We start from the raw sequence: 15,585 nt of genomic DNA on the forward strand, positions 1-15,585 counted from the left end.
CCGTCGAACCGATAACGGTCAAGTCGAGTGTCAGCGCTGGCCGACTGTGCTGGCAACGCTTGGTCAGTTGCGTTGGCAATACGCGCAAGATGCCCGTTGCCCGCTTTGAGGCTTCTCGACATGCGAGCACGGAGTTTGATCCAGCGGCAGGGTAGCCGCCACGTTGACGCCCGGCATCGACCTCAATCCGCCGACATCGCCCGCCACAGGATGTGGAACAGCTCGTCGAACTGATCGGTAATGGGTTGCTTGTCGGCACGCACGATGTGCATCAGCCCGACCCGGCCGAGGATGCCCATGAACACGTCCAGCAGCACCTTGCTGGAGACGCGGTTGTTGAGCACGCCGCGTACCTGGCCATCCTTCAGCACGCCGAGAAACGCGCCCATCAACTCCGGGCTTTCGTAGATGCGGATGTTGCGGTGGCGGGAGGCCGGGATGGCGGTGACCAGCAACATCATCACCGCCGGGTGCTTGTCCATGTAATCCATGAATACCCAGCAGGTCTTGCGCAGGCGTTCGCGCGAGTCGTCGATGCCTTGCAGGTGGTCGATCATGCGATCGGCCAGGCGCACCAGCATGACGTCGAGCATCGCGTAGACCAGCACCTCCTTGCTGCCGAAGTATTTGTAGATGGTCTGCAGCGACACATTCGCCGAGCGGGCCACTTCCTGCAGGCCGACTTCATGGAAATCGCGCGTGGAAAACAGCTCCAGCACCGCCTTCTCGATGCGGTTGAGCGTGTCGGCGCGCATGCCGCGGAGAATGTCACGGCGGTCGATGATGGTGGAGGCGGAATCCGGACTGGCTGGAGTGGTCGTCATGCGCGTCTCGTGGGGTAGCAGGATTTCCGTTATGGAAATGCATGTTACCAAATAACCTGGATATAGCCATTATTCGACGCGAACGCTTGCCTTCCATCGATCGGCTACACACTATGAGAGCACAACGATCGACCACGTTGGCGCGCTGTTGACTTCTTCAGCCAGCCAGGCTGGTGATCGTTGTCGAATTGGTAATTACAGTTACCAATATTTTCAGAAGAGCCGCCCGCCGATCCCGCCCGACCCGTATCGAGGAGACACCTCTTGGCCATACAGAACTTCCCCGCCGCCTGGATGACGGACGAGCACCGGATGCTGCAGGAGTCCGCCATCCGCTTCTTCAAGGAGCAGTGGGTGCCGAAGGATGCGGCCTGGCGCGAAGCCGGCATGATGGACCGTGAGGCGTGGGAGCAGGCGGGCGCGAACGGTTTCCTGTGCGCCTCGGTGCCGGAGCAGTACGGCGGCGCGGGCGGCGACTTTGGCCATGAGGCCGCGCTGCTGTATGCCCAGGGCGAGGCCGGGATCGGCGGCTTCGGCGGCTCGGTGCATTCGGGCATCGTCGCGCAATACATCCTGCACTGCGGCACCGAGGCACAGAAGCAGCGCTGGTTGCCGCGGATGGCCACCGGCGAGCTGATCGCCGCCATCGCCATGACCGAGCCGGGCACCGGTTCGGATTTGCAGGGCCTGCGCACGCTGGCGGTTCGCGAAGGTGATCACTATCGCCTCAGCGGCAGCAAGACCTTCATCAGCAACGGCCAGCTGGCCAACCTCGTCGTGGTCGCCTGCAAGACCGACAAGGAGCAGGGCGCGCAGGGTATTTCGCTGCTGGTGGTTGAAACCGACGATGCGCAGGGATTTCGACGCGGGCGCAACCTCGAAAAAATCGGCATGGAGTCGCAGGACACCTCCGAGCTGTTCTTCGATGACGTGATGGTGCCGGCGGACAACCTGCTGGGCGGCGAGGAAGGCCAGGGCTTCTTCCAGATGATGCAGGAGCTGCCGCAGGAACGGCTGATCGTGTCCGTAGGCGGCATCGCCGCGATGGAGCTCGCGATGCAGGTCACCGTGGCCTATACCAAGGAGCGCACAGCGTTCGGCAAGCCGATCTTCGCGTTCCAGAACACCCGCTTCAAGCTGGCCGAATGCCAGGCGCTGTTGCTGGCGTCGCGCGCACTGGTCGACGCGGCGATGGTGGCCCATCTCAAGGGCGAGCTGGGCATCGATCGCGCAGCGCTGACCAAGTACTGGGTCACCGACAACCAGTGCAAGCTGGTCGACGAGTGCCTGCAGTTGTTTGGCGGCTACGGCTACATGAAGGAATACCCGATCGCACGCCTGTGGGCCGACTCGAGGGTACAGCGCATCTACGGCGGCACCAACGAAATCATGAAGGAACTGGCATCGCGTTTCCTTTGATGCGCGCGCCTTTCCGTATCACCCATCGACTCCCAGCTAAGGATTTCCCATGACCGAGGCCTATATCTACGACGCCGTGCGCACCCCGCGCGGCAAAGGCAAGAAAGACGGCAGCCTGCATCAGGCCACGCCGGTGTGGCTGCTGCGCACGCTGCTGCAGGAACTGCAGCAGCGCAACCAGCTCGACACCGCGCGGGTCGACGACGTGGTGCTGGGTTGCGTCACGCCGGTCGGTGAACAGGGCGCGGATATCGCGCGCACCGCTGTGCTCGACGCAGGCTGGGCGCAGAGTGTGGCCGGGGTGACGCTGTCGCGTTACTGCGGCTCGGGCCTGGAGGCGACCAACATGGCCGCCGCCAAGATCGCCGCCGGCATGGAAGACATGCTGGTCGCCGGTGGCGTCGAATCGATGAGCCGCTGGGCAATGGGCAGCGACGGCGGCGCGTGGTTCATGGATCCGCGCGTCAACAGCGCGCTGGGCTTCGTGCCGCAGGGCATCAGCGCCGACCTGATCGCCACGCTCGAAGGTTTCAGTCGTCAGGACCTGGATGCCTTCGCCGCCGAATCGCATCGTCGCGCCGCGCTCGCGCAGGGCGAAGGGCGTTTCGATAAATCCATCGTCGCGGTGAAGGATCTCAACGGCATGCTGCTGCTGGACCGGGACGAGACGATCCGTCCGGGCAGTTCGGTCGAATCGCTAGCCAAGCTCAATCCCTCGTTCGAACAGATGGGCCAGATGGGTTTCGACGCCACCGCGATGGCGAAATACACCACGGTCGAGAAAATTCACCATGTTCACCATGCCGGCAATTCGTCGGGCATCGTCGACGGCGCGGCGCTGCTGTTGCTGGGCAGCAAGGAAGCCGGCATTCACGCCGGCCTGAAACCGCGCGCCCGTGTGCGCATGGCCGCGGTGGTCGGTTCAGAACCCACCATCATGCTGACGGGTCCGACCGCGGCCTGTCGCAAGGCGCTGGGCAAACTCGGCATGACGCCGGCCGACATCGATCTGTGGGAAATCAACGAGGCGTTCGCCACCGTGCCGATGAAAACCGCGCGCGATCTGGGTGTGTCGCTGGACCGGGTCAATGTCAATGGCGGCGCGATCGCGTTGGGCCATCCGCTGGGTGCGACCGGCGCGGCGATTCTCGGCACGGCGCTGGATGAACTTGAACGCCGCGACCAGAGCATCGCGCTGGCCAGCTTGTGCATCGGTGCCGGCATGGGCATCGCCACCATCATCGAACGCATCTGAGGAGGCCCACGCCATGACCGCTAACAACCCTGTCACCCTCGAGATCGACGCCGACGGCATCGGCCTGGTCACCTTTGACCAGCCCGGCCGCGCGATGAACGTGCTCAACCCCGAGCTGGTCGCACCGTTCGCCGCCATCGTCGAGCGGCTGGAGAAAGAGGAGGCCATCAAGGGCCTCGTGCTCACTTCCGGCAAGTCGACCTTCATCGTCGGTGCCGACATCGATCAGCTCACCGCGATCAGCACAGCCGAGGAAGCCTTCAGCCTCTGCGAAGACTTGAAGGCGCTGCTGCGCCGGATCGAAAAGTGCGGCAAGCCGGTAGTCGCTGCGCTCAACGGCACCGCCTTGGGCGGCGGCCTTGAAGTGGCGCTGGCCTGCCATGCGCGTTTCGCGCTGGACGAGGCCGCGCTCAAGCTCGGCCTGCCCGAGGTCAAGCTGGGCCTGCTGCCCGGCGGCGGCGGCACCCAGCGGTTGCCGCGCATGATCGGCATCCAGAAGAGTTTTGAACTGCTTACTCAGGGCACCGAACTGCGCGCCGCCGAGGCCAGGGGCCTGGGTCTGGTCAACGACCTTGCCACCAGCCGCGAGGAACTGCTGCAGAAATCGCGTGCGTGGTGCGTGGCCAATCCGCGTGCCGCGCAGCCGTGGGACAAGCAGGGCTTCCGCATTCCGGGCGGCGACAGCAAGCACCCGGGCGTGGTGCAGTTGCTGGCGATTGCACCGTCCATAGCCAACGCCAAGGCGCACGGCAACTACCCAGCGATCGGCCACATCATGTCGTGCCTGTTCGAAGGTTGCCTGCTGGATTTCGATGCGGCCTGCCAGGTGGAGTCGCGCTACTTTGCTGCCTGCGTGGTATCGCAGGAATCGAGGAATATGATCGGCACGCTGTGGCACCAGCTCAACGCGATCAAGAAGGGCCAGTCGCGCCCGGCCGGCGTGGCGCCGTGCAGGGTGCGCAAAGTCGGCATCCTCGGTGCGGGCATGATGGGGGCGGGCATCGCCTACGTTTCGGCCAAGGCCGGCATCGAGGTGATCCTGCTCGACACCACGATTGAGAACGCCGAGAAGGGCAAGTCGTATTCGCAAGGTCTGCTCAACAAGGCCATTTCGCGCGGCCGCAGCACGCCGGACAAGCGCGATGCGTTGTTGGCAAAGATCACGCCGACCACCCGTTACGAAGACCTGCAAGGCTGTGATCTGGTGATCGAGGCGGTGTTCGAGGATCGCGCCATCAAGGCGGCCTGCACGCAGAAAGCCGAGGCGGTAATCGCTGCCGATGCGGTGTTCGCATCCAATACCTCCACCCTGCCGATCACCGGCCTGGCCAAGGCCAGTGTGCGCCCGAAAAACTTCATCGGCCTGCATTTCTTCTCGCCGGTGGACAAGATGCCGCTGGTCGAGATCATCGTCGGCGAGCAAACCTCGAACGAAACACTGGCACGCGGTTTCGACTACGTGCTGCAGATCGGCAAGACCCCGATCGTGGTCAACGACAGCCGCGGCTTCTACACCTCGCGCGTGTTTGCCACCTACGTGATGGAAGGCTTGGCGATGCTGGGCGAAGGCGTGCATCCGCGCTCGATCGAGGCGGCCGGCATCAAGGCCGGCATGCCGATGCCGCCGCTGGCGCTGCAGGATGAAGTCTCGCTGGGCCTGTCGTTGCATGTCGCCGACCAGACCCGCAAGGATCTGGCCGCCGAAGGCAAACCGTTGCCCGAGCATCCGGGCGAGCCGGTGCTGCGCATGATCGGTGGCACGCACCAGCGCCTGGGCAGGAAAACCGGCAAGGGCCTGTACGACTACGACGGTCGGGACAAGCACCTGTGGCCGGAGCTGACCAGGCTGTATCCGACCGCAGCCGAACAGCCCACGCAGCAGGAACTGATCGACCGCCTGATGTTCGTGCAGGCCAACGAAGCCGCGCGCTGCTTCGAGGAGAACGTGGTGCGTTCGGTGGCCGACGCCAACATCGGCTCGATCTTCGGCTGGGGCTTCGCGCCGTTCCACGGTGGTGCACTGCAGTTCATCAGCGCGATGGGAGCGGCAGGATTCGTGGCACGTTCGCGTGAACTGGCCGAACGCTACGGCGCGCGCTTCGCACCCGCCGACATCGTGGTGAAGCAGGCCGCCGTTGGCGGGCGCTTCGAGGGCGCGGCGTGAGCGCCGATCGCGACCCAATGTCCGGTCTCCTCGCGGGGCTGCGCGTGGTCGATTTGTCGCGCAACCTGCCGGGGCCGTTCTGCACGCGGATGCTGGCCGATCTCGGCGCCACGGTCATCAAGGTCGAGCCGCCGGAAGGCGACCCGACCCGTCCACTCGGGCCGTTGTTCGAGGCGCTGAACCACGACAAGGAAAGCCGCCGCCTTGATTTCCGCCAACCGACCGATCTCGACCAGTTGCGCGAGTGGCTGGCGGAGGCCGAGGTCATGGTCGACAGCTTCCGTTCGGGCCTCCTGTCGTCGATGGGCCTGGACTTCGACCGGCTCAAGACGATCAATCCGCAGCTGGTGATGGTGTCGATCACCGGCTACGGCCAGCACGGCAACTGGTCGCAGCGCGCCGGGCACGACCTGAACTTCATGGCCATGTCGGGCGCGCTCGACCAGATGCGCGCACCGACCGGGGAGCTGGCCTTGTCCAACGTGCAGTGGGGCGACATGGCCGGTGGCAGCTCGATGGCCTGCATCGCGATTCTCGCGGCAGTGTTCGATGCGCAACGTCGCGGTCATGGTCGGCACATCGATATCAGCATGACCCACGGCGTTCACGCGCACCTGATACTGCCCAGGGCCACCTCGTCCTTGTTCGCCCCCATGCTGGGTCGCGCGCCCGGCGCGGGGGAGGATCTGCTCAACGGCGGATTGCCTTGCTACAACCTCTACGCCACCGTCGACGGCCGCCAGCTGGCGGTGGCGGCGCTCGAATTCAAGTTCTGGAAAGCGGCATGCGCGGTGTTCGGGCGACCCGACTGGGTCGAGCGGCATTGGCAGCGCGGGCAGCTGCCCGGTACCGAGCAGAACCACGCGTTGCGCGATGAGGTCGCCGCACTGATCGCCGCACACCCGCTGGCGTACTGGGCGGAACGTTTCGAAACCGCCGATGCCTGCGTCACGCCGGTGCTGACCATGGCCGAAGCCCAGGCCCATCCCCTGTTTGCCGACGGCTTCCGGGCGCAAGCCTGGGCCGCCGTCTGATTCGAATGGCACTGACTTATGCTCGTCATCCCCGCGAAAGCGGGGATCCAGCGCCTCTGGCAGCCCTGAAGTCACTGGATTCCGGCTTTCGCAGGAATGACGGAAATTGAGGCTATGCGCTTACAGTAAGTCAGTGCCATTCCCGTCTGCTTCTTTCCATTCCATCAGAGAGACCGATGCCATGAGCGCACTCGAATTGCTGCACAAGCTGCCCCTCGCAATCAATCTGCAGAGCACCGCCGGTGTCGATCGCACCATCCAGTTCAACATCAGCCAGCCGGCCTACGTGGTGATCCGCAACGGCGCGTGCGAAGTGACGGAAGGGAGCGCCGAAAACGCCGACCTCTCGTTGAAGATGTCCGACGGCGACCTGGTCAGCCTGTTGACCGGCAAGCTTGACGGCATGGCGGCGATGATGACCGGCAAGCTGAAGCTGCAAGGCGACATGGCCTTGGCGGCACAGCTGGGCCGTTATTTCGACGCCAGCAAATTGCAGTGACCGTATAGTGCGCATGCCGATGTGCATCGTGCACAACTCGACCCATCAGTGAACGTTGCCCCGCGCGAAGGTGGAGTCGTGATGGTTGAGGCCAACGCACCGACGTTGCTGCATCAATTCCAGGTGTGGGAACGCGAACGGCCGGACGCCATCTATCTGACCCAGCCTTTCCCCGATGGCAGCGTGGTCGATTACAGCTGGGCCGAGGTTGGCCTGCAGGCGCGATGCATGGCGGCGTATCTGCGCTCGCTGCGGCTTCCAGCGGGCAGCAGCATTGCGATCCTGGGCAAGAACAGCGCGCACTGGATTATCGCCGACCTCGCCATCATGATGGCCGGCCACGTCAGCGTGCCGATGTATCCCACGCTCGGTGCCGAGACGGCGCGCTACATCCTTGACCACAGCGAAGCGCGGCTGCTGTTCGTCGGCAAACTCGACGGCAGCAGCGACAACTGGCCACAGATTGAAAAAATGCTTCCGCCGGACCTGCCGTTGCTCGGCCTGCCGATGACTCCGCGCGCCGACATCCCGCAGTGGGACGACCTTGTCGCCCGGCATGCACCGCTGCAGCCAGTGCATGACGCAATGCCCGAGGAACTGTGCTCCATCATTTACACCTCAGGCAGTACCGGGCAACCGAAAGGGGTGATGCACAACTATCGCAGCATGATGGCGCCGGGGCCCGCTTTCACCGAGATGATCGTGATCACCCGCGAGGACCGGCTGCTGTCGTATCTGCCGCTGGCGCATGCCGCCGAGCGCGCCATTGTGGAGTCCAGCTCGCTGTACGTCGGACTGCACATGTACTTCTGCAACAACATGGACAGCTTCGTGCACGACATCCGGCGCGCGCGACCGACGATCTTCTTTTCGGTGCCGCGGCTCTGGACCAAGTTCCAGCAGGGCGTCAATGCCAAACTGTCGCCGTCGAAACAGCGGCGGTTGTTTGCGTTGCCGCTGGTCTCGCGGCTGGTCAAGCGAAAGATTCTCCGTGGTCTGGGCCTCGATCAGGTGCGCGTTGCCATCACCGGCTCGGCACCACTGGCCGCCGACATCATCGCCTGGTACCGCCGGCTCGGCCTGACGCTACTCGAGGGTTACGGCATGAGCGAGAACCTCGCTGTTTCACACAGCTGCCGCCCGGGAGATGCGCGGATCGGCTACGTCGGCACCTGCCTGCGCGGCGTGCAGGCGCGCATCGCGCCCACCGGCGAAGTGCTGGTCAGAAGTCCGGGCCAGATGATGGGTTACTACAAGCGGCCGGAACTGACGGCACAGGTCATGTTGCCCGACGGCTTTTTCTGCACGGGCGATCGCGGTGAGATCGATGCGGATGGACGCTTGCGCATTACCGGTCGGGTCAAGGATCTGTTCAAGACGGCTCGCGGCAAATATGTCGCGCCGGCGCTGATCGAGAACGAGCTCGGCAACCATCCAAAACTGGAAAGCGCCTGCGTTACCGGCCCCGGGCAGCCGCAGCCGTTCGCGCTGCTGCGCCTCGCGCCGGAAGTGCAGCAGGTCGTGGATGCCGATCCCGGTCTGCGCAATACGCTGGACGCCGAGCTCGCTGCGCTGCTGGAGCAAGTCAACGCGAACGTGGAACACCACGAACAGCTCGGTTACGCGGTGGTCGTCAAGGACAGCTGGACCACCGAGAACGGCCTGCTTACGCCGACGCTGAAGATCAAGCGCCAGGCGATCGAGGATCGCTATCTGGACAACGCCGGCGCATGGCTCGCGATGGACCAAAAAGTCATCTGGGAAAAGTAATCGCGCGCTAGTCGCTCCAGCGCCCGGCAGTCATTGGCCGCCTTGCGGCCGCCGGGCGATGAAGACGATGTCTACCCCAGGGAACGTGACGAACCAGTCCTGCCACGTACGCGGTCCATCCCGTGCGCATCCCTTGAGCGTCGTCGATTCCCTCCACCTCGCTCCATTCTCATTGCGGCCGTCGCGGTGATTTCATCCGGAATGCCCTTCGGTCGGGCCGTTCCCAGCGCTCAGGCTCGTTGAAGAAGCTGGCCTGGTCGCGGCTGCACGCGTTATCCACGTCGTGACATGGCTTCGGCGCTGCCCAGTGGGCACGCAGCCACCGTCGTTTGGACGGTTAAACGTGATGACACAAAACGCCGGTGTCCAAGTGGGCAACGGGGTTTGCACCCCGATAGCCCTCTTTTTGGGGTCCAAGATGCGTCCAAATGGGATTTCATGAGATGGCGGATGTCTCGAAACCCGCGCCCCTCTCGGGTTCGCTAACCACACGCATGTACTGGCGCATGAACGGGGTGTGCCTGGTGAGATCGTCTTGGCTCATGCAATGCAAGTCTTGGCGTGGTCGCGCGGAACGGGTAGAACGGTGCCCCTGCGCCTGGCGCAAAGTTTCGTCCAAGTCCGGGAGTCTCGCATGGAGTCCTCATCCGTTCCTACCGATGCCGAGCTGCAGGCGCTGGCCGGCGAGGTGGCCACCGAAGTACAGCGCTGCCGGCTGATGCTGGTGACGGCCGAGTCGTGCACCGGCGGCTGGATCGCCAAGACGCTCACCGACCTGCCGGGCAGCTCGGCCTGGTTCGACGCCGGCGTGGTGACCTACAGCTACGAGGCCAAGGAGGCGCTGCTCGGGGTCAATCCGCGCACGCTGGAGCACAGCGGGGCGGTCAGCGAGGAAACCGCGCTGGAGATGGTATCCGGCGCACTGGCGCGCTTCGGCGCCGGCGTGGCAGTGGCGGTGACCGGTATCGCCGGACCTTCCGGTGGCACGTCGGACAAGCCGGTCGGCACGGTGTGGATCAGCTGGAAGCGCCGCGGCGGCTACGGCCATGCGCAGCTGTTCCATTTTCCCGGCGACCGCGAGGCGGTGCGGCGGCAGACCGTGGCGGCAGCGCTCATCGGCTTGCGCAAAACGCTGACGGAGTGATGCGCGATCGGCCGCCAGACCGGCTTGACCGGTGTGGGATACTGGCACCGTCGCTGGCGATCCGACCCGATCGCAGCCCGTGAGATCCGATCCGGGCATCATGCACCTCAATCACAGTCCAACCGGAACACAAGACGATGGATGACAACAAGCGCAAGGCGCTCACCTCCGCCCTCGGCCAGATCGAAAAGCAGTTCGGCAAAGGCGCCGTGATGCGCATGGGTGACCGCGTCAACGAACCGGTCGAGACGGTCTCCACCGGTTCGCTGGGGCTGGACATCGCGCTCGGTGTCGGTGGCCTGCCGCGCGGCCGCGTGGTCGAGATCTACGGGCCGGAGTCGTCCGGCAAGACCACCATGACCCTGCAGGCGATCGCCAACTGCCAGCGTGCCGGCGGCACCGCCGCCTTCATCGACGCCGAGCACGCGCTCGACCCGAGCTACGCGGAGAAGCTGGGCGTCAAGGTCGACGACCTGCTGGTGTCGCAGCCGGACACCGGCGAGCAGGCGCTGGAAATCGCCGACATGCTGGTGCGCTCCGGCGCGGTGGACATGGTGGTGGTCGACTCGGTCGCCGCGCTGACCCCGAAGGCGGAAATCGAGGGCGAGATGGGCGACTCCCACGTTGGCCTGCACGCCCGCCTGATGAGCCAGGCGCTGCGCAAGCTCACCGCCAACATCAAGAAGTCCGGCTGCCTGGTGATCTTCATCAACCAGATCCGCATGAAGATCGGCGTGATGTTCGGCAGCCCCGAGACCACCACCGGCGGCAACGCGCTGAAGTTCTACGCCTCGGTGCGGCTGGACATCCGCCGCATCGGCGCGGTGAAGAAGGGCGAGGAGATCATCGGCTCGGAAACCCGCGTCAAAGTGGTCAAGAACAAGGTGGCGCCGCCGTTCCGCCAGTGCGAGTTCGAGATCCTGTACGGCGAGGGCACCTCGCGCGAGGGCGAGATCATCGAGCTGGGCGTGGCGCAGAACCTGATCGACAAGTCCGGTGCCTGGTACAGCTACAACGGCGACCGCATCGGCCAGGGCAAGGAGAACGTGCGCCAGTTCCTGCGCGACAACCCGGCGATCGCCAACGAGATCGACAAGCAGCTGCGCGAGCGCCTGCTGGTGCCGGTCGGCAAGCCGGCTGCCGCCGCGGCAGAGGCACTCGAGGAAGCGTGAGCCGTGCCGGTTGACGGTTCCCTGCCCAAGACATGGCCCGGCTTGCCCGGGCCATGTCCGTTTGCATGGCCATGAAACGCCCGCCCGGCAAGGGCCACTCCGGCGAAGATCCGTCGGCCAAGCCGAAGCGCAGCGCCTACGACAAGGCGCTGGGCCTGCTGGCGCGGCGCGAGCATTCGCGCAAGGAACTGAAGACCAAGCTGCGCCAGGGCGGCTACGAGGGCGGCGAGGCCACCGCCGCGCTGGACCGGCTCGGCGAGCAGCACTACCAGGACGACGGCCGTTTCGCCGAGGCGCTGCTGCGCAACCGGATCGCCCAGGGCTACGGCCCGTTGCGCTTGCGCGTGGAGCTGAAAAGCCATGGCCTGGCCGACGCGCGCATCCGTGAATTGCTGGATGCCGCGGAGGTCGATTGGGACGTCTCGGCCGCTGTCCAGTTGCGCCGCCGCTACGGCAGCGCGGGCACGGCGGACCCGGCCGAACGCTCACGCCGGGCGCAATTCCTCTTGCGCCGCGGCTTTGGCGCCGCCACAGTACGGAATGTTACCCACGCCGAAGTGGACGAAGCCGACGATATTTCCTGAAACCCGTCATCCGTGGATGACGGGCTGATGGGTCGGTCGGTCTGGCCGCGGTGTGGCCCTTGTCGCCCGCCACCTTGATCCGCATGAAAACCTCCGACATCCGTTCCGCCTTCCTCGATTACTTCCGCTCCAAGGGCCACACCATCGTGCCGTCCAGCTCGCTGGTGCCGGCCAGCGACCCGACGCTGCTGTTCACCAACTCGGGCATGGTGCCGTTCAAGAATGTGTTTCTCGGCAGCGAGAAGCTGCCTTACGTGCGCGCGGCCGACGTGCAGCGCTGCCTGCGCGCCGGCGGCAAGCACAACGACCTGGACGCCGTGGGCTACACCGCGCGCCACCACACCTTCTTCGAGATGCTGGGCAACTGGTCGTTCGGCGACTACTTCAAGCGCGAGGCGATCACCTGGGCATGGGAGCTGCTCACCGGCGTGTTCAAGCTGCCCGCCGAGAAGCTGTGGGTCACCGTCTACCACACCGACGACGAAGCCTTCGACATCTGGCACAAGCAGGTCGGCGTACCGGCCGAGCGCATCGTGCGCATCGGCGACAACAAGGGCGCGCCCTATGCGTCCGACAATTTCTGGCAGATGGCCGACACCGGTCCCTGCGGCCCCTGCACCGAGATCTTCTACGACCACGGTCCCGGTGTGGCCGGCGGGCCGCCCGGCTCGCCGGACGAGGACGGCGACCGCTACATCGAGATCTGGAACCTGGTGTTCATGCAGTTCGATCGCGCGCCGGACGGCACGCTGTCGCCGCTGCCCGCGCCATGCGTGGATACCGGCATGGGCCTGGAGCGCCTGGCCGCCGTGCTGCAGCACGTGCATTCGAACTACGAGATCGACCTGTTCGCGCACCTGATCCGCGTCGCAGGCGAGCTCACCGGCACAAAGGACCTGGCCAACAAGTCGCTGCGTGTGATCGCCGACCACATTCGCGCCTGCGCCTTCCTGATCGTCGACGGCGTGCTGCCGTCCAACGAGGGCCGCGGCTACGTGCTGCGCCGGATCATCCGCCGCGCGCTGCGGCACGGCTGGATGCTCGGCGTACGCGGCGACTTCTTCTGGAAGATGGTGCAGCCGCTGGTCGAGGAGATGGGCCAGGCCTACCCCGAGCTGCCAGCGAAGCAGGCCTTCGTCGAGGACGCGTTGCGCACCGAGGAGCATCGTTTCGGCGAAACGCTGGAGCACGGCATGCGCCTGTTCGACGAGGTCGCGGCGAAGTCGGGCAGGATCATCCCCGGCGCCGATGCGTTCCGTCTCTACGACACCTATGGCTTCCCGGTGGACCTCACCGCCGACATCGCGCGCGAGCGCGGACTGGAAGTGGACATGGCCGGCTTCGAGCAGGCCATGAACGAACAGCGCGAGCGCGCCCGCGCCGCCGGCAAGTTCGAGGCCAAGGGCCAGATGCCGGCCGAGCTGGCCAGTCAGCTCAAGCCCACGGTCTTCCTCGGCTACGAGGCACTGCACGGCAGCGGCAGCAAGGTGCTCGGCATCGTGCGCGGCGGCAAGCAGGTCGAGCAGTTGGGCAAGGGCGAGCAGGGTTTCGTGATTCTTGATCGCACGCCGTTCTACGCGGAGTCGGGCGGGCAAGTCGGCGATACCGGCATGCTGTCCAATCCGGCCGGCCGCTTCGAGGTCGACGACACGCTGAAGATGGGTGGCGTGTTCTTCGGCCACGCCGGCACCTGGCACGGTGCACAGCCGCTGAAGGCCGGCGACAGGGTGGATGCGCAGGTCGACGCCGCGCGTCGCCAGGCCATCGTGCTGAACCATTCGGCCACCCATCTGCTGCACGCTGCGTTGCGTCAGGTGCTAGGCACCCACGTCGCGCAGAAGGGCTCGCTGGTGGCACCGGAGCGGCTGCGCTTCGATTTCTCGCACCGCAAACCGATGAGCCACGACGAGCTGGTCCGGGTCGAGGCGCTGGTGAACGCCGAGGTGCGTCGCAATGCCGCTGCCGAAGTGCGGCACATGGCCTACGACGATGCCATCGCCTTCGGCGCGATGGCGCTGTTCGGCGAGAAGTACGGCGACGAGGTGCGCGTGCTGAAGATGGGCGACTTCTCCACCGAGCTGTGCGGCGGCACGCACGTGGGGCGTACAGGCGACATCGGCCTGTTCAAGATCGTCAGCGAGGCTGGCGTCGCCTCCGGTGTGCGCCGCATCGAAGCGGTCACCGGTACCGGCGCGCTGGCCTGGGTGGCCGACGAGGAGCGCCGCCTGACCGAGTTCTCGCAGCTGCTCTCCAGCAACGGCGACGACGCGGTGGAGAAGCTGCGCCAGCTGTTCGAGCGCCAGAGGAAGCTCGAGCGCGAGCTCGAGTCGCTGCGCAGCAAGGCCGCCGGTTCCGCCACAGCCGACCTGGCCGGTTCGGCGAAGGATGTCGACGGCATCAAGGTCGTCGCGGCCCGGCTGGAAGGCCTCGACGCGAAGTCGCTGCGTGACAGCGTGGACCAGCTCAAGCAGCAGCTCGGCGACTGCGTGGTGCTGTTGGCCAGCGCGGCCGAGGGCCGCGTTTCGCTGATTGCCGGCGTGCACGGCAAGGCGCTTGCTCGGGTGAAGGCCGGCAGCGTGGTCGCCCACGTCGCCGGGCAGATCGACGGCAAGGGCGGGGGCCGGCCGGACATGGCGCAGGGAGGCGGCACGGACGCGCCGAACCTGCCAGCCATCCTGTCGTCGTTGCCTGACTGGATATCAGCCCAGTAGCCCGCGCCCGATGCTGGCTGAACGCGCCACTTGTCACGATCCAGACGCATTGCACAGAAGAATCCGGCTCAGTTACTATCGACCAGGTGTCGGCGCGATCGGTAACGGTGGTGTCGCCAGTCAGGACGCTCAGGAGTGTTTTGGCTGTGAGCCGGGAAGGCGGTAGGGCCTTCGGCGGATCAATCGTCGAACTGTGGAAGGTGGGCGCTCAGGGGTGAGGCACCATCGATCCGCAGGCCTGTGACCAACAGCACTATGGAGTAGCAATCATGTTGATTCTGACCCGCAGGGTCGGTGAAACCCTGATGATCGGCGACGAGGTGACCGTTACCGTTCTTGGTGTGAAAGGCAACCAGGTGCGCATCGGCATCAATGCACCGAAAACCGTGGCGGTTCACCGCGAAGAGATCTACCAGCGGATCAAGGGCGAACACGACGCTGGCGGTGCGCCTGATGAGTCCACCGAGCATTGATCCCGCGAAACTGAGGCTTTACCTCGACCGCGTCCGTCGGTATCCTTGCCGGCTCCGCAGCAATGCGAAGAAAACCCCGGAGAGATGCCCGAGTGGCCGAAGGGGCTCCCCTGCTAAGGGAGTATAGGGTCAAAAGCCTTATCGAGGGTTCGAATCCCTCTCTCTCCGCCAGATACGCAAAGCGCCCCGCAAGGGGCGTTTTGCGTATCTGGCGGAGAGAGAGGGTGGACGAGCCCTGACGGGTTCGACAATTTTGTCTGGAACAAAATTGGACAGCCGCAGGCTGGCCCTGGAGCGCGCAGCGCGGAAGGGTGAATCCCATGGATGGGATTCACAATCCCGCACGCCGTGCCGCCGTGTCGTCAATCAAAGTCGAGCCCGCAAGGGGCGTTTTGCGTATCTGGCGGAGAGAGGTGGTGGACGAAACTCTTCGTTCGACAAAATTGTCTGGAACAATTTTGGACAGCCGCAGGCTGGCCCTGGAGCGCGCAGCGCGGAAGGGTGAATCCCATGGATGGGATTCACAATCCCGCACG

13 protein-coding genes and 1 tRNA gene are annotated in these 15,585 nt (G+C 65.1%); 12 read left to right on the forward strand and 2 right to left on the reverse strand.

The window, feature by feature from the left end:
- Positions 1-182: 182 nt before the first annotated feature.
- Positions 183-824, reverse strand: a complete 642-nt coding sequence (locus AC3WTD_RS10100) for a TetR/AcrR family transcriptional regulator (RefSeq protein WP_027493945.1) — start codon at positions 822-824, stop codon at positions 183-185.
- A 264-nt stretch (positions 825-1,088) separates the two neighbouring features.
- Between AC3WTD_RS10100 and AC3WTD_RS10105 the strand changes: the two genes are divergently transcribed.
- The 12 genes from AC3WTD_RS10105 to AC3WTD_RS10160 all read left to right on the forward strand — a co-directional run bounded on the left by AC3WTD_RS10105 (position 1,089) and on the right by AC3WTD_RS10160 (position 15,220).
- Positions 1,089-2,243 carry an acyl-CoA dehydrogenase family protein gene (locus AC3WTD_RS10105; RefSeq protein ID WP_027493944.1) on the forward strand — a complete coding sequence of 385 codons (1,155 nt, stop codon included), beginning with the start codon at positions 1,089-1,091 and terminating at the stop codon, positions 2,241-2,243.
- A 49-nt stretch (positions 2,244-2,292) separates the two neighbouring features.
- A complete protein-coding gene (locus AC3WTD_RS10110) occupies positions 2,293-3,498 on the forward strand; it encodes an acetyl-CoA C-acetyltransferase (RefSeq protein WP_492613711.1) in 1,206 nt (401 codons plus the stop codon).
- 13 nt (positions 3,499-3,511) lie between these two features.
- A complete protein-coding gene (locus tag AC3WTD_RS10115) occupies positions 3,512-5,662 on the forward strand; it encodes a 3-hydroxyacyl-CoA dehydrogenase NAD-binding domain-containing protein (RefSeq protein WP_492613712.1) in 2,151 nt (716 codons plus the stop codon).
- A complete protein-coding gene (locus AC3WTD_RS10120) occupies positions 5,659-6,696 on the forward strand; it encodes a CaiB/BaiF CoA transferase family protein (RefSeq protein ID WP_492613713.1) in 1,038 nt (345 codons plus the stop codon). The genes AC3WTD_RS10115 and AC3WTD_RS10120 overlap by 4 nt, the downstream gene beginning before the upstream one ends.
- Before the next feature lie 181 nt (positions 6,697-6,877).
- Positions 6,878-7,195, forward strand: a complete 318-nt coding sequence (locus tag AC3WTD_RS10125; protein WP_492613714.1) for an SCP2 sterol-binding domain-containing protein — start codon at positions 6,878-6,880, stop codon at positions 7,193-7,195.
- A gap of 81 nt (positions 7,196-7,276) precedes the next feature.
- Positions 7,277-8,965 (forward strand): AMP-binding protein, encoded by a 1,689-nt coding sequence (locus AC3WTD_RS10130; RefSeq protein WP_492613715.1) that lies wholly within the window; start codon positions 7,277-7,279, stop codon positions 8,963-8,965.
- Between the two features lie 634 nt (positions 8,966-9,599).
- Complete coding sequence (locus AC3WTD_RS10135; RefSeq protein WP_027493938.1) at positions 9,600-10,109, forward strand: CinA family protein; 510 nt, start codon at positions 9,600-9,602, stop codon at positions 10,107-10,109.
- Positions 10,110-10,246: 137 nt separating this feature from the next.
- The gene (gene recA, locus AC3WTD_RS10140) at positions 10,247-11,281 is read left to right on the forward strand and encodes a recombinase RecA (protein WP_027493937.1); all 1,035 of its coding nucleotides are present in this window, start codon (positions 10,247-10,249) and stop codon (positions 11,279-11,281) included.
- Positions 11,282-11,346: 65 nt separating this feature from the next.
- On the forward strand, positions 11,347-11,865 hold the full coding sequence (locus AC3WTD_RS10145; protein WP_235642321.1) for a regulatory protein RecX: 519 nt from the start codon (positions 11,347-11,349) through the stop codon (positions 11,863-11,865).
- A gap of 83 nt (positions 11,866-11,948) precedes the next feature.
- A complete protein-coding gene (gene alaS, locus AC3WTD_RS10150; RefSeq protein WP_492613716.1) occupies positions 11,949-14,576 on the forward strand; it encodes an alanine--tRNA ligase in 2,628 nt (875 codons plus the stop codon).
- A gap of 269 nt (positions 14,577-14,845) precedes the next feature.
- Entirely contained in the window at positions 14,846-15,049 is a 204-nt protein-coding gene (gene csrA / locus AC3WTD_RS10155; RefSeq protein WP_235642320.1) for a carbon storage regulator CsrA, read from the forward strand.
- 78 nt (positions 15,050-15,127) lie between these two features.
- A tRNA-Ser gene (locus AC3WTD_RS10160) sits at positions 15,128-15,220 on the forward strand.
- Positions 15,221-15,380: 160 nt separating this feature from the next.
- Here the strand turns inward: AC3WTD_RS10160 and AC3WTD_RS10165 are convergent.
- Positions 15,381-15,585: hypothetical protein (locus AC3WTD_RS10165; RefSeq protein WP_492613717.1), on the reverse strand; the 205-nt coding region annotated here is incomplete at its 5' end.

It is taken from the genome of Rhodanobacter sp. FW106-PBR-R2A-1-15, assembly GCF_058789735.1.